We start from the raw sequence: 21,692 nt of genomic DNA on the forward strand, positions 1-21,692 counted from the left end.
CTATTGGATTTGACCTTCTTTGACTATTAGTATACGGCAAACTTAACGGCATTCAAACCAATATGCTCAAAGCAGACTGAATATTTGACTATCTTTGACCAATTGATTTTTAAAAAAGGCCGGTTTGTTTGACCAACTTTGATTAATAGTATACTCTGACTATCTTTGACTTTCAAGTCTTATGCACAAAAAATTTTTGATTTGTTACAAAGTAAAACATGTTTTCTTCGTCTTTTCAAGGAACTTGTCTCATAGGTTATAAAAAGGCATCTATGGACAAAACTGCGGTTCGTTCGGAGGGGAGAAATGGAACAATCAAAAGGGTCTGCAAGTCAGCTTGCTTTTGTGTATGTCGGCACAGTAGTCGGAGCTGGATTTGCGACTGGGAGGGAAATTGTTGAGTTTTTTCTGAAGTTCGGCTGGTTCGGTTTATTCGGCATTCTCGTCAGCGGCGGAATGTTTACGTTTCTGGGCGCCAAGCTGATGATCATTTCAAAGCGAATCAATGCCAAGTCATATCAAGAAATGAACATCTTTTTGTTCGGGGCGGCGGCTGGGCGGATTATCAATGTATTTATGCTGTTTGTTCTCCTCGGAGTTACATCTGTCATGCTTTCAGGAGCAGGGGCGCTTTTTGAGGAACAATTGGGGATGTCCGCTCAGATTGGGATGCTTATTACAATCGGTCTGAGCTTAATTGTGATGACTAGAGGAGTAAAAGGCATTTTCGGTGTCAATGTGTTTGTTGTTCCTCTTTTAATCATCTTTTCAATGATTGTGGTGGCCGACTCTTTTATATTCAGCGAATCACGAAACGCAGCTCAGTGGGTCTGGCCGCATCGCTGGGATTGGCTGTTATCAGCAGTTTCTTACGGGGCTTTAAATTTATCGCTTGCCCAAGCTGTTTTGGTTCCGCTGGCGAATGAAATGTCATCGGAGAAAGTGATAAAAAAAGGCGCTTTAATCGGAGGCACGATGCTGACGATTGTGCTGTCCGCGAGTTTTCTGTCTTTGTCGACTCTTCCGGATGTATTTTTGTATGATATACCGATGGCGCAAGTGGTTTATCTCTTTGCACGATCTGTCCATTTGATTTATTTACTCATTATTTTCGGAGAAGTGTTCACATCAGTTATCGGTAATCTATATGGATTAGAAAAACAAGTGCAAAGCTTTCTTCCAGTGAAAAGCAAATATATCTTTGCAGCCATTATGATCACGGCTTATATTACGAGCCAAATAGGGTACGGCAGGCTTATTTCAACGATTTATCCCTTGTTTGGCTATGTGAGCCTGGCCTTCATAGGCGCTTTGCTTTGCAAAAAAGCTCCTCGGCGGCGCAGTTTATAAATATATATAATGAAACGAACCGTCACTATAGAGCGATAATTGATCTAGGAACCGGGGACTGACTTTTTTATTGTCAAGAAAAACATCATTATGGTAAGATAGCAGAAGTGAAAAAATTGAAGAAAATCCGTGCGATATGCGGGAGAGGTTCTAGCTACACCCTCTATAAAAAACTAAGGACGAGCTGTATCCTTGGATACGGCCTTTTTTATGTTTTTCTAGAGCACCTTCCGAAAAAAGGTGTTTTTTTGCGTGAATTAGCTGTAGCGATATCTCTCGCCGACGTTTTTATTGCGGAGAAGGAGAGGAATCATGAAAAAAGAAAAAGCAATTGTCGTATTTAGCGGCGGTCAAGACAGTACAACATGCTTACTGTGGGCCTTAAAAGAATTCGAAGAAGTCGAAACGGTGACTTTTCATTATAATCAGCGACATTCGCAGGAAATTGAAGTGGCAAAATCCATTGCGGAAAAGCTTGGTGTGAAAAATCATTTGCTTGATATGTCACTTTTAAATCAGCTTGCACCGAATGCTCTGACTAGAAATGATATTGAGATAGAAGTAAAAGACGGCGAACTGCCATCCACATTCGTTCCAGGCCGCAATTTGGTATTCTTATCCTTTGCCTCTATCCTGGCTTACCAAATTGGAGCGCGCCACATTATTACAGGAGTTTGCGAGACAGACTTCAGCGGTTACCCTGATTGCCGTGATGAATTCGTGAAATCTTGCAATGTAACGGTAAATCTGGCGATGGAGAAGCCGTTTGTGATCCACACGCCTCTCATGTGGCTCAATAAGGCGGAAACGTGGAAGCTTGCAGATGAGCTTGGCGCGCTGGATTTTGTGAAAAACAACACGCTGACATGCTATAACGGCATCATCGCAGACGGCTGCGGCGAATGTCCGGCATGTCACCTTCGTTCAAAAGGTTATGAAGAATATATGATGATGAAAGGAGAGCGTGCATAAATTGTTATCTCAAATTTATCCGCAGGCCCAGCATCCATATTCGTTTGAACTGAATAAGGACATGCATATCTCAGCCGCTCATTTTATCCCTCGGGAAAGTGCGGGGGCGTGCAGCAGGGTTCACGGACATACGTATACCGTAAATATAACCGTTGCCGGCGACGAACTTGACGATTCAGGCTTTCTTGTCAATTTCAGCGTACTCAAAAAACTGGTGCACGGAAACTATGATCACACGCTATTAAATGATCATGAAGATTTTTCTCAGGACGACCGGTACTCGCTGCCGACAACTGAAGTCGTGGCGAAAACGATTTATGACAACGTACAGGCTTATTTAGACACTTTGGAGAATAAGCCGACCTGTGTACAGGTGTTTGTCCGTGAAACACCGACAAGCTACTGTGTCTACCGTCCGAAAAAGGGTGGTTTGAATGGCTAAAGGAATTCCTGTATTAGAAATTTTTGGCCCGACGATTCAAGGAGAAGGCATGGTGATCGGACAGAAAACGATGTTCGTCCGGACAGCCGGCTGCGATTATTCCTGCAGCTGGTGTGACTCCGCTTTCACTTGGGACGGGTCTGCTAAAAAAGATATTCGCTGGATGACGGCGGAGGAGATTTTTGCGGAGCTTAAGGACATTGGGGGAGACGCGTTTTCTCATGTGACGATCTCAGGCGGTAACCCGGCTCTGTTAAAACAGCTGGATGCTTTTATTGAACTGCTGAAGGAAAATAATATCCGTGCAGCGCTTGAAACTCAAGGGACCGTTTATCAGGATTGGTTTACGCTGATTGATGACCTGACAATTTCTCCAAAACCGCCAAGCTCAAAAATGGTAACGAACTTTCAAAAGCTTGACCACATTTTAACTTCACTTCAAGAGAATGATAGACAGCATGCTGTCAGCTTGAAGGTTGTCATCTTTAATGATGAAGATCTGGAATTTGCCAAAACTGTGCACAAGCGGTATCCGGGAATCCCGTTTTATTTACAAGTCGGAAATGATGACGTGCATACGACAGATGATCAGTCACTGATTGCACATTTGCTTGGGAAATATGAAGCGCTTGTTGATAAGGTAGCTGTCGATGCGGAGCTGAATCTCGTCAGAGTGCTCCCGCAGCTGCACACCCTGTTATGGGGCAACAAACGCGGAGTATAATAGAAAGGAAGATGAACATGACGACAAGAAAAGAATCAGAATTAGAAGGTGTAACATTGCTAGGCAACCAAGGTACAAATTATTTGTTCGAATATGCACCGGACGTGCTGGAATCCTTCCCTAATAAACATGTAAACCGTGACTACTTTGTAAAATTCAATTGTCCGGAATTCACATCTTTATGTCCTAAAACAGGCCAGCCAGACTTTGCGACAATCTACATCAGCTACATTCCTGATGAAAAAATGGTTGAAAGCAAATCATTAAAGCTGTATCTATTCAGCTTCAGAAACCATGGTGACTTCCACGAGGACTGCATGAATATCATCATGAATGACTTGATTGAATTAATGGACCCGCGCTACATTGAAGTATGGGGCAAATTCACGCCAAGAGGCGGAATTTCCATTGACCCGTACACAAACTACGGAAAGCCTGGCACGAAGTATGAGAAAATGGCCGAATACCGTATGATGAACCATGATTTGTATCCGGAGACAATTGATAATCGTTAATTATTCCGTTGTGTGATACGGAGTGTAAAAGGAAGTGGAGTCACAGTAAAATCCGAACATTCAGCGTTAATTTTCAGCGGAAATGTGACCGGAGTGTGACCCGCACTAAGCTCAATAAAAGTGGGAAAAGTCACACCTGAAAATGGCTCTACTCATGGGAATTGTATTAAAAAGTGTGACCTGAGGTGCAACCTGAACTGTGACTTTTATGCAGTGGAAAATTGATAGTACAGAAGCAGATTAAGGCGTACAATTTGTACGTCTTTTCTTTTTTTATCCGAAAGAAAAAATGCCTATCTAGAGATCATAGGCATTAAATATTATTATCAATATCTTCATTTATTTTTTGGCTAAGTTTCTGAACCTTCTCTTTAACATTTGAAACAGCTCTTTTTTGAATTTCATCAAAGTTCTCCTGAATATAGTCGATGACACTTCTTATTAGAACTTCACTTTCAAAATTGAATATCTCATTTATTTCTGACTGTTCTTCATCTGTTAGGTGATGGTATTGAAGTTGTTTAGCATTTACTTCAGCAGCTACATCAATCCTAACGTTGTTCTGGTTGTACAATTTCATATTCACCTTCTGCATACTCTTGCTCCGCATAATAGCCTCCCCATTGACAGAGCTCCTGCAAGATAGGTTTAAGAGATTCTCCAAGTTCAGTGGATGAATATTCAACCTTCGGCGGTACTTGGTTATACATCTTTCTGCTCACAAGTCCACTGGCTTCAAGCTCTCTAAGTGTTTGAATCAGCATTTTCTGAGTTATATTTGGGATAATGCGGTTTAATTCACTCGTTCTCTTTGGTCCATTCATTAAAAAGTATAATACAAGACCTTTCCATTTTCCGCCAATAACTTCCTTTGTCACTTCAAACCCACAGCTAAATTTTTTCATGTCTAAAGCTCTCCATTCCACATTTATTACTTTTTAGTTACTATATCACAAAAAAGTGGGTACTTCCGATAATGTGCTTACTGAAGGATACTATATCTTGTAAGTTGTTCTTCAAGTACTTAAAGGTACTAGACATAAAATAATATTAATTCTAAAGGAGTGTTAAGTATGGGTAAATTTGAAGGTAAAATAGCGCTTGTAACGGGTGGAACAAGTGGGATTGGTCTTGCTACAGCACAAAAATTTGTAAACGAAGGTGCATATGTTTATATCACGGGACGTAGACAAAACGAACTTGATAAAGCTGTTAACCAAATTGGCAAGAACGTAACCGGTGTTCAAGGTGATATTTCTAAGCTTGAAGACTTAGACAAACTATATGACATTATAAAGCAGGAAAAAGGTAAGTTGGACATTCTTTTTGCTAATGCAGGCATCGGCAACTTCCTTCCATTAGGTGAAATTACTGAAGAGCAGGTTGATAGAACGTTCGACATTAACGTTAAAGGAACCATCTTTACTGTTCAAAAAGCGTTATCACTATTCCCGGACAAAGTAGGTTCTATTATTGTAACGGGCTCTACTGCTGGATCAATTGGCAACCCAGCGTTTAGTGTATATGGAGCATCTAAAGCAGCATTAAGAGCACTGGTTCGCAACTGGATTCTTGACCTAAAAGGTACTGAAATCCGTGTAAATGTGGTTAGTCCAGGAGGTATTCTTACACCTGCCTACAATGAGCTTTTTGGTGATGCACTTGAAGAAGTAATGGAAAATAGCAGAAATACTGTTCCAGCTGGAAAAGTTGGGACACCTGAAGAGGTAGCAAACGCTGTATCTTTCCTTGCTTCAGACGAAAGCAGTTACTTGACGGGTGTTGAATTGTTCGTAGATGGTGGGCTAGCACAGGTATAATTTCACTGCGCAGAGATTACAAATAGTCCCCAAAAAAGGTTAATGGGGATTTACTTGAAGAAGTCGTATAAAAAAGTCGTTTTCCTTAAAGGACAGGGAATTCGACTTTTTTATATTTGAATTTGATTAACGTTGTAAATTCGCATTTTCCTGGGGCTACCACTAAATGACCTGTAAAAAAGATTACTTTGTGAATAAATGTACTTAAAGTAACGGGGGCGTTAGTTGAAAAACAAACAACACCGTTGTTGTAGTAAATGAGGTCATTTGTTGTACAAAAAAAGGATAGTTGAATACAGGCATTTTCACCCTGTTCATCTATCCTCTCTTTTTGTTTATAAAATGTGTGACATTTCATTTGGTTTCTTAATTATTAATAAAATTAAACATTTTCTTGACTTTTAATAAAAAATAATATCCCTGTCCTTGTATTCTAATACTTTTAAAAATATTTAAAGGAATCCTTATGTCCTGAATAACCACATAGGAAAATATGTTGTAGGTTGCTTTCTTTTTTTGTGGGGCATCCCACACAAGCTATCTCGTGATCTCACACCTGAACGTTTTTTATAGACTAGTACCGCGACAAGTTATATTACATATACATACCAATAAAGTAGACATTAAAAAGTGAAAGAGAGGATGGAAATGTGTGAAAATTCTTTTCCTTGAGAGTCATCCCATGTGGCTCTATGGTTTACCGAATGGGTTTAGGGAAGCAGGACATACCGTAATGATTTCCGGTCCTGTAAGTCGGGAAAATATCACTGAAATGATAGACGAATTTAAACCAGATCTAATAGTATCTATGGGATGGACACCAGAGCATTCAAGGGAAAAGCAAGCCTGGATTCGCAACGCTACTAAAAAGGTGAATATCCCTCTCGTTTATTGGGCAACTGAAGACCCGCTGCACACTCAAAACTTTACTATCCCGTTAATTAAAAAGATGAAACCAGATTTTGTTTTCACGGTTACGCCTTCTCTGTGTAAAACTTATGAAAGCATGGGGATTAAAGCAGCTCACTTAGATTTTGCATTTCACGAAAGTATACATCACCAGATTAAACCATTAGCAAAATACAGTTGTGATATAGCAGTGGTGGCTAATGCTTACCCTAATTTTCTTGAAGAACATCCGGAAGTGTTCCGTTCGTCCTCTTTAAAAACGCTTATTCGTCCTCTTATACGGAAGGATATTCGCATTGATTTTTGGGGGAGAAACTGGGAAAAAATGAGTAAATATATAGGAAGAGAAATTCCCCGCAATTGGATCCATGGATACCTTGATTATACTGAAGCATATAAAGTTTACAGTTCAGCAAAAGTCGTTATCGGTTTGCAAAACTGTGAAAGCCAACTTACGCAACGCACCTATGAGATTCTTGGTTCCGGGGGGTTTTTATTGACATCGGATACACCAGCAGTTCGAGGTAAATTCAAATCTGGCCGCGATCTCATCGTTTCTTCCTCCCCAAAAGAAACATTGGAAAAGGTTAAATACTATTTGAATCATGATAGCGAGAGAAAAAAGATTCAGATAAACGGTAAAAAGGCTGTAAAGAATGATTCCTATCGGCATAGAGCCGAGAGAATGCTTGAGGTGCTAAAAAGCAGAGGAATCATAAGAAACTTAGGGGAAACTATTCATTATGTAGATGTTCTCAAAGAAAAATACCTGATCCATCATGTTACTCCCGGTGAAACATTATCAATAATTGCCAGGAAGTATAATGTTTCCCTGCAGCAACTCATGGAGCTTAATCATTTCAAATCAGATCAAATATATGCTGGACAAATCATTAAGATTAGAGAGAAACGGTTTAGAAATATTAATAACAAATTATTCTAAAGGAGAGTAATATGAATGAAAGGGAAAATACCTAAAATAAGAAATCAAGCGAATAAAGTAAAAAGAACGCCTCGTTATATGGAATTTCCCGTAACATACGAAGTGTATCATGTGGAATCCGGCGATACATTATGGACGATTGCCAAATCCTTTAAAATTCCGGTACAACAACTTATGAATCTTAATAAGCTTTCTTCAGACAGAATTTATCCTGGACAAATTATAAAGATAAGAGAAAGGTAATCTTTGAGGTTTCGGAAACGAATCAAATTGAAATGACAATCCTCATTTTTTTATTTGTGGGGAACTTGATATTTTTGGGGATGAAGGGGTTATGAGATGTTTCAAATGAGCTATTTCTATTCTGGATTAGGATGGGATTTTATTCAACACGTTGATCAAACGAACGGAGTATTAAATGTTGTTTCTCCTGATTTTTTCTATATCAGAAAAGATGGATCATTACTTCTCCGTTCAGCTAATCCCGATGTGATTAAAGCTCTTCATAGAAGAAAATTAAAAGTAGTTCCTTTTCTAAGCAATCATTGGGATCAGGATTTGGGACGATTTGCATTAATGAACCGAGTTCTTTTAGCTAAACAAATTTCTCATGCAAAAGAAGAACTGGATTTGGACGGAGTTAATATCGATATAGAAAACCTTACAGAAAAAGATCGGAATCTATTTACATATTTTGTTAGAATGGTAAGAAAAAGTATTCCTACACATAAAGAAGTATCAGTTGCAGTGGCGGCAAATCCTTTTGGCTGGACGAAGGGCTGGCAGGGATCATATGATTACGAGTATTTAGCTAAATATGCAGATTATCTTATGGTTATGGCCTATGATGAAAGCCGCCTTGCTGGGCCTACTGCAAGTGTAGGATGGGTGGAAAAGTCCATTCAATATGTTCTGACCCAAAAAATTTCTCCTCAAAAACTAGTTTTAGGATTGCCATTCTATGGCTGCTGCTGGATGGAAGGACAATCTGCCTCTCAAGCCATTCCCCTTTACCTTGTTGACTCATTAGTAAAAAGGCATAGCGGGACAATTATTTTTGACACCAAGAGTCAATCTCCAAAAGCTATTTTTACTGTCAATCACGATAAAAAGGGGCCGTTGCCTTCGGGAACATATACATTATGGTTTGAAAATGAACAGTCACTCAGAGCAAAAATAAAACTCGCTCAAAAATATAATCTGAAAGGTCTTGGCAGCTGGAGTCTTGGACAAGAAGATGCGTCAGTCTGGAATACAGTGTTTAAAAATATATAATGATTTATAGTTCAGAACAAAATTCGAAGATAATTGCAATGAATCTCTAAATAGACATACTGAAAGGAGTTTATTACGAGTGCGGGTAAAACAGTGAGGGCATTCCATAGGCCCTTCTCCCAAAATGTTCTACACGAGGCATTACATTGGGCTTGAAATACACATTCAAACTTATGTTATAGTACGCATTTTACGGATGTGTTGAATTTATTCTGCTTCCATGATTTAATCATACACATGCTACTTGATAGCAGAGTTATCGCATTTCATTCAGAATTGTTCAGGATCGATATGGAAGCGCACGACTAACTAGAACTTTAAAAGCATACACTCATATACTTCCTGAATGGATGCTGGTTTATCTAAAAAACATGATGAGAATTGATTGTACGCATGGTGAAGCATGACTTGTTGATAATCGACCATATGGTTTCTCCTTAGAAATGAGGGGGTTTTTACATAAAAAAGACGAGCGAATCCGGGGGGAATTCCACTCGCCGCTTTCTAATGAAAAGACGGGATGCTGGATGGCAGCTCGTCTGTTTTATTATAATTTAACGAACGTATGTTTGTAAAGGTGTCTTTTCGAATGAATTGGTTCATATAACCGTTAAGAACAGATTCATTGTAAACATTCGCTAAGGTATGCTAAGATGCATGGACTATAAAGGAGTGATATGAAGTGAAGACATTGCGGTTAAACAATGTATCGTTAGAAATGGCTGCATATCAAGAGGAGAGCGAGCCGAAGCGAAAAATTGCATTTACCTTAAACGTTACGAGTGAGACTTACCATGATATCGCTGTCCTGTTGTATGAAAAAACGTTTAATGTCGAGGTTCCGGAACGCAATCTTGCCTTCCGGGGGGAAATGACAAATTATTCAACATCATTGACCAACCTGTACGAACCAGGGGCCGTCAGCGAGTTCTATATAGAAATAACGGAAATAGACAAAAACGCCGATTCATGATCGGTGTTTTTTATGTAAAAAAGCTGCCGGCCGGCAGCTTTTGAGAAAGCGAATTTCATATGTAAGGTGTTAAATTGTCCGTCTTGCAGTTTTTTGAATAAATGTGGAAATAAGGAGGTTTTAATAGGAGTCTCTGATGATCTTATAATTTTTATGATTAACAACTGTCAATGAATCTAACTCAAGATCCCGATAGTTATCCATGATCGTCACATCAACGATAACAGAATTCTCATTTACTTTTTCAACAACACCGGTTAATCCGTTTTTAAATTCAATGACATTCCCAACCTTAGCGATTTTCACAAGCTTCCTCTCCTTTAAACATAATAATGCCTTTTGAAAGTATTTTGCAGTATTTTCATTGAGAAGTAAAGCGATAAGGAGTTTTATCTCCCTTATGAATTGTCCTGTCGCTATAAAGATGATATATTGATTTTCGTCAATAGAAAGAAAAGGGGGGAATTTTTGTTGCGTCCCGAAGAAATAACAGAAATGATTGAACAGCTGCGCACCGGCGCCATAAACGAACTGAGAGTCCAGAAAGAGCATTTTCTTGATTTCAGGGCCGTGTTATCTAAACAAGATGATTTTAAACATTTCCGAGGAATTGCCCAGCAAGGCGGAGATGTTATCTTTCAATACTTAGAACAGCCAAGAAGCTGAAGGTTTCTCATACGTGAGAAGCCTTTTTATCATATATGACAGAATACAAGCCTTTTATTACAGCTGTCTGTAACAGGCGTAAATAAAATGTAAAGTGTCAAAGATGGATAAACATGTTTTAATTTGACAATATTTATAGAATTTCAGACTGTTTTTTTGCCATTAAGCAGTGAGTCATCCTCTTTATTCCATCCTGATACCTCCTTGGGAGAGTTGGAAAATCTTTTTCCGTGAAAATGAATGGATCTCTTGTTAAGGTTATGAAGTGTTTTTTGGAGCACTTTAAGGAGGAAACTGTATGACAACGAAATTCACTGCTCTGGCTGTTTTTCTTCTTTGTTTCATGCCTGCAGCCAAAATTGAGCATACACAAGCTTCACTACTGAGCGCAAAGAAGACAAAACATGAAGAAGCGAAATGGCTTACACATATAGATCGAAATACGAATGAATCTTTCCCTTCACTGTCTGCTGATAAGGACAAGAAAATAAAACCGATTAAGCTATCAGCACACACTGAAAAGAAAGAGAAAGATAAACCGGACAAAACAAATGATGAGAAAGAAACATATACACAGTCTGAAAAAGAGTTGCTGTCCCGTCTCGTTCACGCAGAGGCCAAAGGAGAATCATATAAAGGCAAGGTCGCTGTAGCAAGCGTTGTACTGAACAGAACGGAGAAAAAAGGTTTTCCTGATACGATAAGAGGAGTTATTTATCAGAAAAACGCCTTTGAACCGGTCGCAAACGGGAGCATTAATCAAAAGCCTGATAAAGAATCGATTGAAGCTGCCGAAGAAGCGCTGTCCTCAAAAAATAGAGAAACAGATGCCATATTCTTTTATAATCCGAAAACAGCGTCAGATAATTGGATTCGTTCAAGAAAAATTGTAGAAAAAATCGGCAGACACGTTTTTGCCGTCTAAGCATAGAAGAGACAATTTGTCTCAGCTGTGCTTTTTTTCATATAAAGAGTAAAAATAAAATAATTTTTGAACTTGTCTCATATGATGTTGGTAGTACAAGAGACAAGGAGAGACATCATGAATCGATTTGTGAAAGGGATCATTCTTTTATCCATTGCCGCCTTTTTCGCTGAATGCCTTGAATTTGTCGTCAATATGATTTTGGCGCGGGAGCTTGGCGAGCATGGGATGGGGCTTTACATGAGTATTTTGCCCACGATCTTTTTAATTATTGTCATCGCGAGCCTGGAACTGCCGATATCCATTTCTAAATTCATTGCCGAGTCAAATCCTAAGCTTCATGAAAGCATGCTGAGGCACGCTTTCAGAATGACAGCCATTTTTACTGCTTTTTCTACTGCCGCCGCTAGTATTGCGCTTCCGTTTATTCCGGTATTTGATACATACCACCCGTTTATTAAAGGGATTGTCATCGGCTTAATTCCTGTTGTCGCCTTTACTTCAATCGCCAGGGGCTACTTTATGGGTGTGCAGAAAATGGGGAAGATCGCAATTGCCAATGTGCTGAAAAAAATCATTCAGCTCTTGTGCTTATTCCTCTTTTTTCAATGGTACTCATTTGAATTGGACATGGCTGTGCTGATTTCCTTGTTTGTTCTAGTCGTGAGTGATGTGGTCGTGCTTGTTTATTTATATTCACAATTTATCATGGCAAGGCGGGCGTTATCCGGCCAGCAGCACATTCATTTGCGCGGAAAGGATGTAAGGAAAAGACTGCTTGCTGTTTCAATTCCTACAACAGGACTGCGCATTTTTCATGCGGTTGTCAATGCAATTGAACCCTTTTTAGTAAAAGGAGCTCTTTTGGCTGCGGGCGTTGCCGGGACAGCGGCGATCGATCAATACGGAATGCTGGCAGGAGTGGCTGTGACGATAGGGTCGTTCCCTGCTTTTATTGCCCATTCGTTAATGGTCGTCATGATACCGAGTATTTCGGAAGCTTATGCACTTTCTCAGTATGACATCGTGTTAAAAAGGCTGAAGCAGTCGATTTTCATTACATTAGGTTACGGTATACCTGCCGTCTGGGTCATGTTCCAGTTTGCGGGACCTCTCACGCATTTGTTTTTTCACTCTCCTGAAGCGCAGTATTATTTGCAGCTGTTGTGGCCTTACTTTCTCTTTCATCTGTTTGTCATGCCGCTGCAGGCGTGCTTAATCGGGATGGGTTTTGTGAAAGAGGCTTTTTATCACAATGTATGGAGCTATATCGTTGCGCTAAGTATGATGTATGTACTGGGATCAATGGAGAATCTGCAAATGCTCGGGATTATCCTTGGAATGAACACTGGCATGATTCTTTTGACGAGCCTGCACTATGCCACGATCTGCAAAACATTGAAGGTATCCGTATTCCTTACGGGAGGGACCAGAACGCCGCGAATTGAAGGATGATATAGGAACTGCAGGGGCAAGCTAATTGAAAAGCATGAAAGGAAGATTCCATGTTGACGAAGCGCTTGCTTACTATATACATTATGTTATTAGGGTTGATTGCATGGTTTCCATGTGCGGCACAAGCTGAGGAAAAACAGCCTGCTGTTCCCGCTGTTTTTCTTATGAAAACGATAGAAGGGGAGGACATCTCGATTCCGAATAAAGGGCAAAAAACAATTCTCCATTTTTGGACGTCATGGTGTCCGCCCTGCAAAAAGGAGCTTCCCCAGTTTCAATCGTTTTATGATGCCCATCCATCAGACAGTGTAAAGCTGGTAACGGTGAATTTAGTGAATTCGGAACAAAATCAGCAAGTCGTTGAAGATTTTATTAAAGCAAACAAGCTGACGTTCCCGATTGTCCTTGACTCAAAAGGGGAATTGATGAAGGAGTATCATATCATTACGATCCCAACATCATTTTTGCTGAATGAAAAGGGAGAAATTGAAAAAACAAAAATTGGCCCGATGACAGCGGAACAACTGAAGGAATGGACGGAAGAATAGCTGAGAGCATAGACTCTCAGCTTTTTTCATATAGAGAAGAAGTGAATAAACATTAATGATAATTATTATCAAAAAGAAATTAAAATAATTATAATTGAAATTCTCTTCGTGCGTGCTATAATAAAGGAAGACATCAAGAAATAACTGACGATAAAGCTGCCTTTTGGGCAGCGATTTTGTTTTTATAAGAGAAATGAAGATGATTTACGTTCTCAATTAGAGAGGAGAATTCGATATGAATGAACAAGTTATCGTTCAACGCGACCCGCATGAGCCATTGAAAACAGACAAGAGGGAAAAAAACTGGGCACAGCACGCGGAGCTTATTGCAGCACTTGTATCAGGCGCTCTTATTTTGGCAGGCTGGCTCTTATCCGGATATCAGGTATTATCCATAATACTTTTCTTGCTGGCTTTTGTGATCGGCGGATTTGCTAAAGCAAAGGAAGGAATCGAAGAAACACTCGAATCCAAAACGCTGAATGTAGAACTTTTAATGATTTTCGCTGCCGTTGGTTCCGCCTTGATCGGATACTGGGCAGAGGGTGCTATTTTAATATTTATTTTTTCCTTAAGCGGAGCTTTAGAAACATACACGATGAATAAAAGCAGCAGAGATTTAACGTCTTTAATGCAGCTTGAGCCTGAAGAAGCGACATTGATGGTCAATGGTGAAACCAAAAGAGTTCCGGTTTCAGACTTGCAGGCCGGTGATATGATCGTGATCAAACCTGGAGAACGCGTAGCGGCAGACGGTATCATTGAATCGGGCTCGACAAGTCTTGACGAGTCGGCTTTAACAGGTGAATCAATGCCTGTAGAAAAAAACACAGGCGACACTGTATTCACAGGAACGGTGAATCGCAATGGCTCCTTGACTGTCCGTGTCACGAAAGCAAATGAAGATTCGTTATTCAGAAAAATTATCAAACTGGTTGAATCAGCGCAAAATAGTGTTTCACCCGCTCAGGCTTTCATCGAACGATTTGAAAATGCTTATGTGAAAGGTGTGCTAATTGCGGTGGCGCTCCTTTTATTCGTCCCGCACTTTGCGCTGGGCTGGAGCTGGAGTGAAACCTTCTACCGCGCAATGGTGTTTATGGTTGTCGCGTCACCTTGTGCGCTTGTCGCCTCTATTATGCCAGCGGCGCTGTCCCTGATTTCAAATGGCGCCCGCAACGGTATGCTTGTGAAAGGAAGCGTCTTTCTTGAACAGCTGGGCTCAGTGCAAATGATCGCCTTTGATAAAACCGGCACTGTAACAAAAGGCCAGCCTGCCGTAGAGACGATCAGAATAGCAGAAGGATTCAGTGAAGCGGAAGTTCTTGAGGCTGTCTATGCCATCGAAACGCAATCAAGCCATCCGCTCGCCCAAGCCATAACGGCGTACGCTGAAAGCCGCGGCGTGAATCAGTCCGGCTACATATCTATAGAAGAAACCTCAGGGTTTGGCGTTATGGCAGAAGTGTCGGGTGCGAAATGGAAGGTCGGTAAAGCAGGTTTTATCGGCGAGGAAATGGCAGCACAATTTATGAAACAAACAGCATCAGATGTCATTCAAAGCGGTCATACAATTGTATTTGTGAAAAAGGATGATCAAATAGCAGGCTGTATCGCACTGAAGGACCAAATCAGGCCTGAAGCAAAAGAGGTCATGGAAGAACTGAACCGACTTGGGATTAAAACGGCCATGCTGACAGGAGATCACGAAGACACGGCTCAAGCGATTGCCAAGGAAGCCGGCATGACAACTGTCGTGGCAGAATGCCTGCCTGACCAAAAAGTGAATGAAATCAAACGGTTAAAAGAAGAATTCGGAACGATTGCAATGGTGGGTGACGGAATCAATGATGCGCCGGCACTCAAAGCGGCGGATGTCGGCATTGCGATGGGCGGCGGAACAGATGTAGCACTTGAGACCGCTGATATGGTCCTCATGAAAAACGATTTGAAAAAGCTCGTAAACATGTGCCGCTTGTCTCGGAAAATGAACAGGATCATCAAACAAAATATCGTGTTTTCTCTAGCTGTAATCTGCCTGCTGATTTGTGCAAACTTTTTGCAGGTGATGGAATTGCCATTTGGCGTGATTGGTCATGAGGGCAGCACGATTTTGGTCATACTAAACGGTTTAAGACTCCTAAAATAAAACCAGCAGCCTAATCAGGCTGCTGGCTTTTTATGTATCAAGCTTTCCCTTCATTTTTGTCTTTTTCAGATCTTTTCATAACCAGGATGAGAGCGAGGATGCAGCAAAGGAAACCCGCTGCACAGCCTATGATAGAGCTGTAATAATAAAAGCCCACCATCTTCATCCCGATAAAAGGAGCGGAAATTCCCAAAACCGTTAAGAGCATAACTGCTTTTCGTCTGAAAAAATTCATCAGCAAACGGAACAACCCCCCTGCGATTGAACGTTACTGTCAGTATACAGGAAGAGGAGCAGGAAATAAAATGCATTAGAAAATGAAGGCGTCGTGAAAGGCAAACACCGGTAAAACCTGTTACAATGGAAGACAGAACAATGCATTGCAAATGGCAGGGAGGAACAAGAAGTGAATAGAATACAACGCGTCTCTTCATGGCTGAAGGAAGCGGGGCATACTGCCGCATTTATTCATACAAAAGAAAATGTTTTTTACTTAACCGGTTTTTACACAGAGCCGCATGAAAGATTAATGGGGTTATTTGTTTTTCAAGAAGAGGAGCCTTTCTTTGTTTGTCCAGGAATGGAAGCAGGACAGGCCCGCAACGCAGGCTGGAATCATGAAATCATTGGCTATGCGGATCACGAAAATCCGTGGGAGCTGATAGAGAAGGCCTTGAAAAAGCGAAATATCAGCATACATACGCTTGCGGTAGAAAAGGATTCAATCTCGCTATCACGTGCAGAACAGCTGAAGCATGCGACTGGCGGGGCTCAATTTGTTTCAGCAGAAGAAACACTCAATCAATTTCGCCTGATTAAAGATGACAATGAGATTCGTTTGCTGAAAGAGGCGGCAAAGCTTGCAGATTACGGTGTTGAAGTCGGCACAGCTGCTTTGCGTGAAGGCATCAGTGAAGTGGAAGTGCTCGCTCAAATTGAGTATGAGCTGAAGAAAAAAGGAATTCAGGGCATGTCTTTCTCTACAATGGTTTTATTCGGAGAAAAATCTGGCCAGCCTCATGGAAATCCTGGTACAGCCACGTTGAAGAAAGGTGATTTTGTTTTATTTGATCTCGGTGTTATTCTTGATGGCTATTGCTCTGATATTACAAGAACGTTTGCATACAAAACCATCAATCCGAAGCAGGAGGCCATTTACGAGACTGTGCTTCAAGCGGAAAAAGCCGCGATTGAGGCAAGCAAACCCGGTGTGAGAATCGGAGATCTGGATTTAACTGCCCGCGGAATCATTGAAAAAGCGGGATATGGTGATTATTTTCCTCACCGGCTTGGGCATGGACTCGGAATTTCAGTCCATGAGTATCCATCAATGAGCCAGGCCAACGATACACTGCTGCAGGAAGGCATGGTCTACACGATCGAACCGGGGATTTATGTGCCAGAGATCGGCGGCGTACGCATTGAGGATGACGTTCACGTAACAAAGGACGGAGCAGTTGCTCTGACCCAATATCCAAAGGATTTGATCATACTGTAATAGAAATAAAAAAGGACTTTGTTCTCGACATCGTCCTTTTTTATCTGCATTAAATAAAAAAATCATCAAATGTTCGAAAGGGTTTAATTTCATGTTTTTGGTTGAGAGGTTTTACAGCAAGACAGCTGCCACCGAGAACAGTGAGACATAACCCAATTAAAATGAAGAAACCCATGTGATCTTCTCCTTTCAGCTAAAAACACAAAAAGATATCTGGTACGTCCATATCATATTGTATGAAACGCATTCCAGATCAAGGGGATTTAGAAAGAAGGGAATCTATGGCTAATATTAAAGACATTGCAGAGAAAGCCGGTGTCTCTGTTACAACGGTTTCCCGAGTCATAAACAATCATCCATACGTCAGTGAAGACAAACGAAAAAGAGTGTTTGAGGCAATGGAATCATTGGAGTACACGAGAAATATTCACGCTGTACATTTGTCGAAAGGATTTTCAAACATGATTGGTGTTGTCTTGCCGACGGTTAATCTGCCATATTTTGCAGAGCTGATTGCAGGAATAGCCGACGCAGCCGCGGAATCCGGGGTTCACCTCTCTTTATTCCAAACAAATTATGAGGTACAAAAAGAAATCTTTGCGCTGTCCCAATTAAAGCAGCGCCAGGTTGACGGCCTGATTTTTTGCTCAAAGGCGCTTGCTGATGAGAAACTCATGGAATGGGAGGGCCCGATTTTGCTTTGCCAGAATTCAGATATTGCCCGCTTCCCAACCATCAGCATTCCTCACCAAGAAGCATTTCGGAACGGCTTGGACTATTTAATTGCCAAAGGGCACAAAAAAATAGCTATCTGTTTGGCAAGAAAAAAAGGCATGAACAGTCATTTTCGAATCAAAGCCTATAAAGAGGCATTGGAAGAGATCGGCGAGGCATTTCGTGAAGACTGGGTAATTGAGAAAGCGATTACAATCAATGATGGGAAGGCGCTTTTTCATAAATGGAATACGTGGAAGGAAAAGCCGACGGCTATTTTTGTTGCCAATGACCAAGTCTCAGCAGGGCTTTTTCTTGAAGCAAAGAACCAGCGGGTGTCAGTACCGGATGAGCTTGCAATCTTAAGCGTTGATAACCACGAAATCAGCCAAGCGCTTGGGATCACAACGATCGATATTCAGACAAGGGAAATGGGAAAGCAGGCATTTGCCATACTGGAAAAAAGAATTCAAGGACAGCCGATTGAAAGGAAAGTTCTGGATTACCGTCTCGTCGAAAGATCGACTGTTTAGTGAATGCATTGAAAAAAGGTTTGACGTGCATTCTGTTCGTTATGTACGATATGAGGTATTGAATGACAAAGGAGCTGAGGATCGTGAATGGGTCCTTCACAGTGAAAAAGGTACTGAATAATAACGTATTAATTGCTTCTCATCATAAATACAGCGAAGTCGTTTTAATCGGAAAAGGTATTGGTTTCGGAAAAAAACAAGATGATGTCATTGAAGATAAAGGCTACGATAAAATGTTCATTTTAAAAGACGAGAAGGAACAAAAGCAGTTTAAAAAGCTCCTTGACTATGTTGATGAAAAGCTCGTTGATATTTCAAACGATGTCATCTATCACATAAGCAATAGGACTAATCACTCATTAAATGAACATATTCACATTGCGTTGACAGACCATATCGCATTTGCGATCAAAAGGCAGCAGCAGGGATTTGATATGAAAAATCCATTTCTAATGGAGACTCAGTCACTATATCCTGAGGAGTACCAAATTGCCAAAGAAGTCATAGATATGATCAATGAAAAAGCGGGAATCTGCCTTCCGGAAGGGGAGATTGGTTTTATCGCTCTGCATATCCATTCAGCGTTGACAAACCGTCCGCTGTCCGAGGTCAATCAGCACTCTCAGCTCATGGCGCAGCTTGTCGAGGTGATTGAAGACTCATTTCAAATGAAAGTAAATAAGGAAAGTGTCAACTATTTGCGGCTGATCAGGCATATCAGATTTACAATAGAAAGAATTAAAAAAGAAGAACCGACTAAAGAACCAGAAAAATTAATGTTGTTATTGAAAAATGAATATCCGCTATGCTACAATACAGCTTGGAAATTGATTAAAATCTTGCAGCAAACATTGAAGAAACCAGTTCATGAGGCGGAAGCGGTTTATCTGACGCTTCATCTGTACCGATTAACCAATAAAATTTCATAAATTCAGTTTATCCTTATAACGTGTTACTGATTCGATCAGGCATGAGTGATTGAGGGAAAAAAACGGGAAGTTCATTCTCGTTCTTTTGCGCACCCAATTTTGCTCATGCCTTTTTGTTGTGTAAAAGGGCAAATGTAAACGGTTAAACTGGAAGACTTACGCCTGTGAATTCGTTGTCATGATTTTTAGCTGTAAGGTCAGACTAGTAAAAAGAGGAGGTCAATTCTTATGTTTAAAGCATTATTCGGCGTTCTTCAAAAAATTGGGCGTGCGCTTATGCTTCCAGTTGCGATCCTTCCGGCTGCGGGGATTTTGCTTGCGATCGGGAATGCGATGCAAAATAAGGACATGATTCAGGTCCTGCATTTCTTGAGCAATGACAATGTTCAGCTTGTAGCAGGTGTGATGGAAAGCGCTGGGCAGATTGTTTTCGATAACCTTCCGCTTCTTTTCGCAGTAGGTGTAGCCATCGGGCTTGCTAACGGTGATGGAGTTGCAGGGATTGCAGCAATTATCGGTTATCTTGTAATGAATGTATCCATGAGTGCGGTTCTTCTTGCAAACGGAACCATTCCTTCGGATTCAGTTGAAAGAGCCAAGTTCTTTACGGAAAACCATCCTGCATATGTAAACATGCTTGGTATACCTACCCTGGCGACAGGGGTGTTCGGCGGTATTATCGTCGGTGTGTTAGCTGCATTATTGTTTAACAGATTTTACACAATTGAACTGCCGCAATACCTTGGTTTCTTTGCGGGTAAACGTTTCGTTCCAATTGTTACGTCAATTTCTGCACTGATTCTGGGTCTTATTATGTTAGTGATCTGGCCTCCGATCCAGCATGGATTGAATGCCTTTTCAACAGGATTAGTGGAAGCGAATCCAACCCTTGCTGCATTTATCTTCGGGGTGATTGAACGTTCGCTTATCCCATTCGGATTGCACCACATTTTCTATTCGCCGTTCTGGTATGAATTCTTCAGCTATAAGAGTGCAGCAGGAGAAATCATCCGCGGGGATCAGCGTATCTTTATGGCGCAGATTAAAGACGGCGTACAGTTAACGGCAGGTACGTTCATGACAGGTAAATATCCATTTATGATGTTCGGTCTGCCTGCTGCGGCGCTTGCCATTTATCATGAAGCAAAACCGCAAAACAAAAAACTCGTTGCAGGTATTATGGGTTCAGCGGCCTTGACATCCTTCTTAACGGGGATCACAGAGCCATTGGAATTTTCTTTCTTATTCGTTGCTCCAGTCCTGTTTGCGATTCACTGTTTGTTTGCGGGACTTTCATTCATGGTCATGCAGCTGTTGAATGTTAAGATTGGTATGACATTCTCCGGCGGTTTAATTGACTATTTCCTATTCGGTATTTTACCGAACCGGACGGCATGGTGGCTTGTCATCCCTGTCGGCTTAGGGTTAGCGGTCATTTACTACTTCGGATTCCGATTTGCCATCCGCAAATTTAATCTGAAAACACCTGGACGCGAGGATGCTGCGGAAGAAACAGCAGCACCTGGGAAAACAGGTGAAGCAGGGGATCTTCCTTATGAGATTCTGCAGGCAATGGGTGACCAGGAAAACATCAAACACCTTGATGCTTGTATCACTCGTCTGCGTGTGACTGTAAACGATCAGAAAAAGGTTGATAAAGACCGTCTGAAACAGCTTGGCGCTTCCGGAGTGCTGGAAGTCGGCAACAACATTCAGGCTATTTTCGGACCGCGTTCTGACGGGTTAAAAACACAAATGCAAGACATTATTGCGGGACGCAAGCCTAGACCTGAACCGAAAACATCTGCTCAAGAGGAAGTAGGCCAGCAGGTTGAGGAAGTGATTGCAGAACCGCTGCAAAATGAAATCGGCGAGGAAGTTTTCGTTTCTCCGATTACCGGGGAAATTCACCCGATTACGGATGTTCCTGACCAAGTCTTCTCAGGAAAAATGATGGGTGACGGTTTTGCGATTCTCCCTTCTGAAGGAATTGTCGTATCACCGGTTCGCGGAAAAATTCTCAATGTGTTCCCGACGAAACATGCGATCGGCCTGCAATCCGACGGCGGAAGAGAAATTTTAATCCACTTTGGTATTGATACCGTCAGCCTGAAGGGCGAAGGATTTACGTCTTTCGTATCAGAAGGAGACCGCGTTGAGCCTGGACAAAAACTTCTTGAAGTTGATCTGGATGCAGTCAAACCGAATGTCCCATCTCTCATGACACCGATTGTATATACAAACCTTGCTGAAGGAGAAACAGTCAGCATTAAAGCAAGCGGTTCAGTCAACAGAGAACAAGAAGATATTGTGAAGATTGAAAAATAAGGGTGTTAGTACGCCGTGCTTGTC

At 41.2% G+C, this 21,692-nt stretch carries 23 protein-coding genes and 1 riboswitch; of the genes, 19 read left to right on the forward strand and 4 right to left on the reverse strand.

Annotated features, from left to right (window positions below; all coding sequences use genetic code 11):
- Positions 1–306 precede the first annotated feature (306 nt).
- The 5 genes from NSQ83_RS07640 to queF all read left to right on the forward strand — a co-directional run bounded on the left by NSQ83_RS07640 (position 307) and on the right by queF (position 4,003).
- On the forward strand, positions 307–1,350 hold the full coding sequence (locus NSQ83_RS07640) for a hypothetical protein (protein ID WP_198878737.1): 1,044 nt from the start codon (positions 307–309) through the stop codon (positions 1,348–1,350).
- A 138-nt stretch (positions 1,351–1,488) separates the two neighbouring features.
- Positions 1,489–1,533: riboswitch (PreQ1 riboswitch) on the forward strand.
- Positions 1,534–1,662: 129 nt separating this feature from the next.
- A complete protein-coding gene (gene queC / locus NSQ83_RS07645) occupies positions 1,663–2,322 on the forward strand; it encodes a 7-cyano-7-deazaguanine synthase QueC (RefSeq protein ID WP_032725593.1) in 660 nt (219 codons plus the stop codon).
- Positions 2,315–2,764 carry a 6-carboxytetrahydropterin synthase QueD gene (gene queD, locus NSQ83_RS07650; protein ID WP_003232462.1) on the forward strand — a complete coding sequence of 150 codons (450 nt, stop codon included), beginning with the start codon at positions 2,315–2,317 and terminating at the stop codon, positions 2,762–2,764. Before queC ends, queD begins: the two co-directional genes overlap by 8 nt.
- Positions 2,757–3,488 (forward strand): 7-carboxy-7-deazaguanine synthase QueE, encoded by a 732-nt coding sequence (gene queE, locus NSQ83_RS07655; RefSeq protein WP_003232460.1) that lies wholly within the window; start codon positions 2,757–2,759, stop codon positions 3,486–3,488. The genes queD and queE overlap by 8 nt, the downstream gene beginning before the upstream one ends.
- A 17-nt stretch (positions 3,489–3,505) precedes the next feature.
- Complete coding sequence (gene queF / locus NSQ83_RS07660) at positions 3,506–4,003, forward strand: preQ(1) synthase (protein ID WP_003218613.1); 498 nt, start codon at positions 3,506–3,508, stop codon at positions 4,001–4,003.
- 313 nt (positions 4,004–4,316) lie between these two features.
- Here the strand turns inward: queF and NSQ83_RS07665 are convergent, their stop codons facing one another.
- On the reverse strand, positions 4,317–4,583 hold the full coding sequence (locus NSQ83_RS07665; RefSeq protein WP_198878738.1) for a hypothetical protein: 267 nt from the start codon (positions 4,581–4,583) through the stop codon (positions 4,317–4,319).
- A complete protein-coding gene (locus NSQ83_RS07670; RefSeq protein WP_198878739.1) occupies positions 4,555–4,908 on the reverse strand; it encodes a winged helix-turn-helix transcriptional regulator in 354 nt (117 codons plus the stop codon). Before NSQ83_RS07670 ends, NSQ83_RS07665 begins: the two co-directional genes overlap by 29 nt.
- 168 nt (positions 4,909–5,076) lie before the next feature.
- Here NSQ83_RS07670 and NSQ83_RS07675 point away from each other — a divergent pair, with 168 nt between their 5' ends.
- The 5 genes from NSQ83_RS07675 to NSQ83_RS07695 all read left to right on the forward strand — a co-directional run bounded on the left by NSQ83_RS07675 (position 5,077) and on the right by NSQ83_RS07695 (position 9,923).
- The gene (locus NSQ83_RS07675; RefSeq protein WP_134155317.1) at positions 5,077–5,823 is read left to right on the forward strand and encodes a glucose 1-dehydrogenase; all 747 of its coding nucleotides are present in this window, start codon (positions 5,077–5,079) and stop codon (positions 5,821–5,823) included.
- 652 nt (positions 5,824–6,475) lie between these two features.
- Positions 6,476–7,675 carry a spore protein YkvP gene (gene ykvP, locus NSQ83_RS07680; RefSeq protein WP_198878740.1) on the forward strand — a complete coding sequence of 400 codons (1,200 nt, stop codon included), beginning with the start codon at positions 6,476–6,478 and terminating at the stop codon, positions 7,673–7,675.
- A gap of 15 nt (positions 7,676–7,690) precedes the next feature.
- Positions 7,691–7,918, forward strand: coding sequence for a LysM peptidoglycan-binding domain-containing protein (locus tag NSQ83_RS07685; protein WP_017695061.1), 228 nt, complete (start codon positions 7,691–7,693; stop codon positions 7,916–7,918).
- A gap of 96 nt (positions 7,919–8,014) precedes the next feature.
- Positions 8,015–8,950 carry a glycosyl hydrolase family 18 protein gene (locus tag NSQ83_RS07690; RefSeq protein WP_198878741.1) on the forward strand — a complete coding sequence of 312 codons (936 nt, stop codon included), beginning with the start codon at positions 8,015–8,017 and terminating at the stop codon, positions 8,948–8,950.
- A gap of 682 nt (positions 8,951–9,632) precedes the next feature.
- The gene (locus tag NSQ83_RS07695; RefSeq protein ID WP_198878742.1) at positions 9,633–9,923 is read left to right on the forward strand and encodes a YkvR family protein; all 291 of its coding nucleotides are present in this window, start codon (positions 9,633–9,635) and stop codon (positions 9,921–9,923) included.
- A gap of 120 nt (positions 9,924–10,043) precedes the next feature.
- On the opposite strand, the gene NSQ83_RS07700 is transcribed toward NSQ83_RS07695, so the two are convergent.
- Positions 10,044–10,229: a YkvS family protein gene (locus NSQ83_RS07700; RefSeq protein WP_003232446.1), complete on the reverse strand. Its 186-nt coding sequence runs from the start codon at positions 10,227–10,229 to the stop codon at positions 10,044–10,046.
- A gap of 165 nt (positions 10,230–10,394) precedes the next feature.
- On the opposite strand from NSQ83_RS07700, the gene NSQ83_RS07705 reads away from it, so the two are divergent.
- From NSQ83_RS07705 to pfeT, 5 genes are all read left to right on the forward strand, one after another.
- Positions 10,395–10,589 carry a hypothetical protein gene (locus tag NSQ83_RS07705; RefSeq protein WP_003218622.1) on the forward strand — a complete coding sequence of 65 codons (195 nt, stop codon included), beginning with the start codon at positions 10,395–10,397 and terminating at the stop codon, positions 10,587–10,589.
- Positions 10,590–10,887: 298 nt separating this feature from the next.
- The gene (locus tag NSQ83_RS07710) at positions 10,888–11,514 is read left to right on the forward strand and encodes a cell wall hydrolase (protein WP_003232442.1); all 627 of its coding nucleotides are present in this window, start codon (positions 10,888–10,890) and stop codon (positions 11,512–11,514) included.
- Between the two features lie 117 nt (positions 11,515–11,631).
- Complete coding sequence (ykvU, locus tag NSQ83_RS07715) at positions 11,632–12,969, forward strand: sporulation protein YkvU (protein ID WP_046664132.1); 1,338 nt, start codon at positions 11,632–11,634, stop codon at positions 12,967–12,969.
- 50 nt (positions 12,970–13,019) lie between these two features.
- Entirely contained in the window at positions 13,020–13,517 is a 498-nt protein-coding gene (stoA, locus tag NSQ83_RS07720) for a sporulation thiol-disulfide oxidoreductase StoA (protein ID WP_014479641.1), read from the forward strand.
- A gap of 235 nt (positions 13,518–13,752) precedes the next feature.
- A complete protein-coding gene (gene pfeT / locus NSQ83_RS07725; protein WP_029946375.1) occupies positions 13,753–15,666 on the forward strand; it encodes a metal-transporting ATPase PfeT in 1,914 nt (637 codons plus the stop codon).
- A gap of 37 nt (positions 15,667–15,703) precedes the next feature.
- Here the strand turns inward: pfeT and NSQ83_RS07730 are convergent, their stop codons facing one another.
- Positions 15,704–15,907: a hypothetical protein gene (locus tag NSQ83_RS07730; protein ID WP_015715796.1), complete on the reverse strand. Its 204-nt coding sequence runs from the start codon at positions 15,905–15,907 to the stop codon at positions 15,704–15,706.
- Positions 15,908–16,072: 165 nt separating this feature from the next.
- Here NSQ83_RS07730 and papB point away from each other — a divergent pair, with 165 nt between their 5' ends.
- The 4 genes from papB to ptsG all read left to right on the forward strand — a co-directional run bounded on the left by papB (position 16,073) and on the right by ptsG (position 21,668).
- Complete coding sequence (gene papB / locus NSQ83_RS07735) at positions 16,073–17,164, forward strand: di/tri-peptidase (RefSeq protein ID WP_043857397.1); 1,092 nt, start codon at positions 16,073–16,075, stop codon at positions 17,162–17,164.
- A 281-nt stretch (positions 17,165–17,445) separates the two neighbouring features.
- Positions 17,446–18,411, forward strand: coding sequence for a LacI family DNA-binding transcriptional regulator (locus NSQ83_RS07740; RefSeq protein ID WP_038827528.1), 966 nt, complete (start codon positions 17,446–17,448; stop codon positions 18,409–18,411).
- Between the two features lie 62 nt (positions 18,412–18,473).
- Complete coding sequence (gene glcT, locus NSQ83_RS07745; RefSeq protein ID WP_003218635.1) at positions 18,474–19,340, forward strand: ptsGHI operon transcription antiterminator GlcT; 867 nt, start codon at positions 18,474–18,476, stop codon at positions 19,338–19,340.
- A 228-nt stretch (positions 19,341–19,568) separates the two neighbouring features.
- On the forward strand, positions 19,569–21,668 hold the full coding sequence (gene ptsG, locus NSQ83_RS07750; RefSeq protein WP_195727872.1) for a PTS glucose transporter subunit IIABC: 2,100 nt from the start codon (positions 19,569–19,571) through the stop codon (positions 21,666–21,668).
- Positions 21,669–21,692 lie beyond the last annotated feature (24 nt).

It is taken from the genome of Bacillus sp. PS217 (assembly GCF_037963535.1).
In the GTDB taxonomy this organism is placed as follows: Bacteria; Bacillota; Bacilli; order Bacillales; family Bacillaceae; genus Bacillus; species Bacillus subtilis.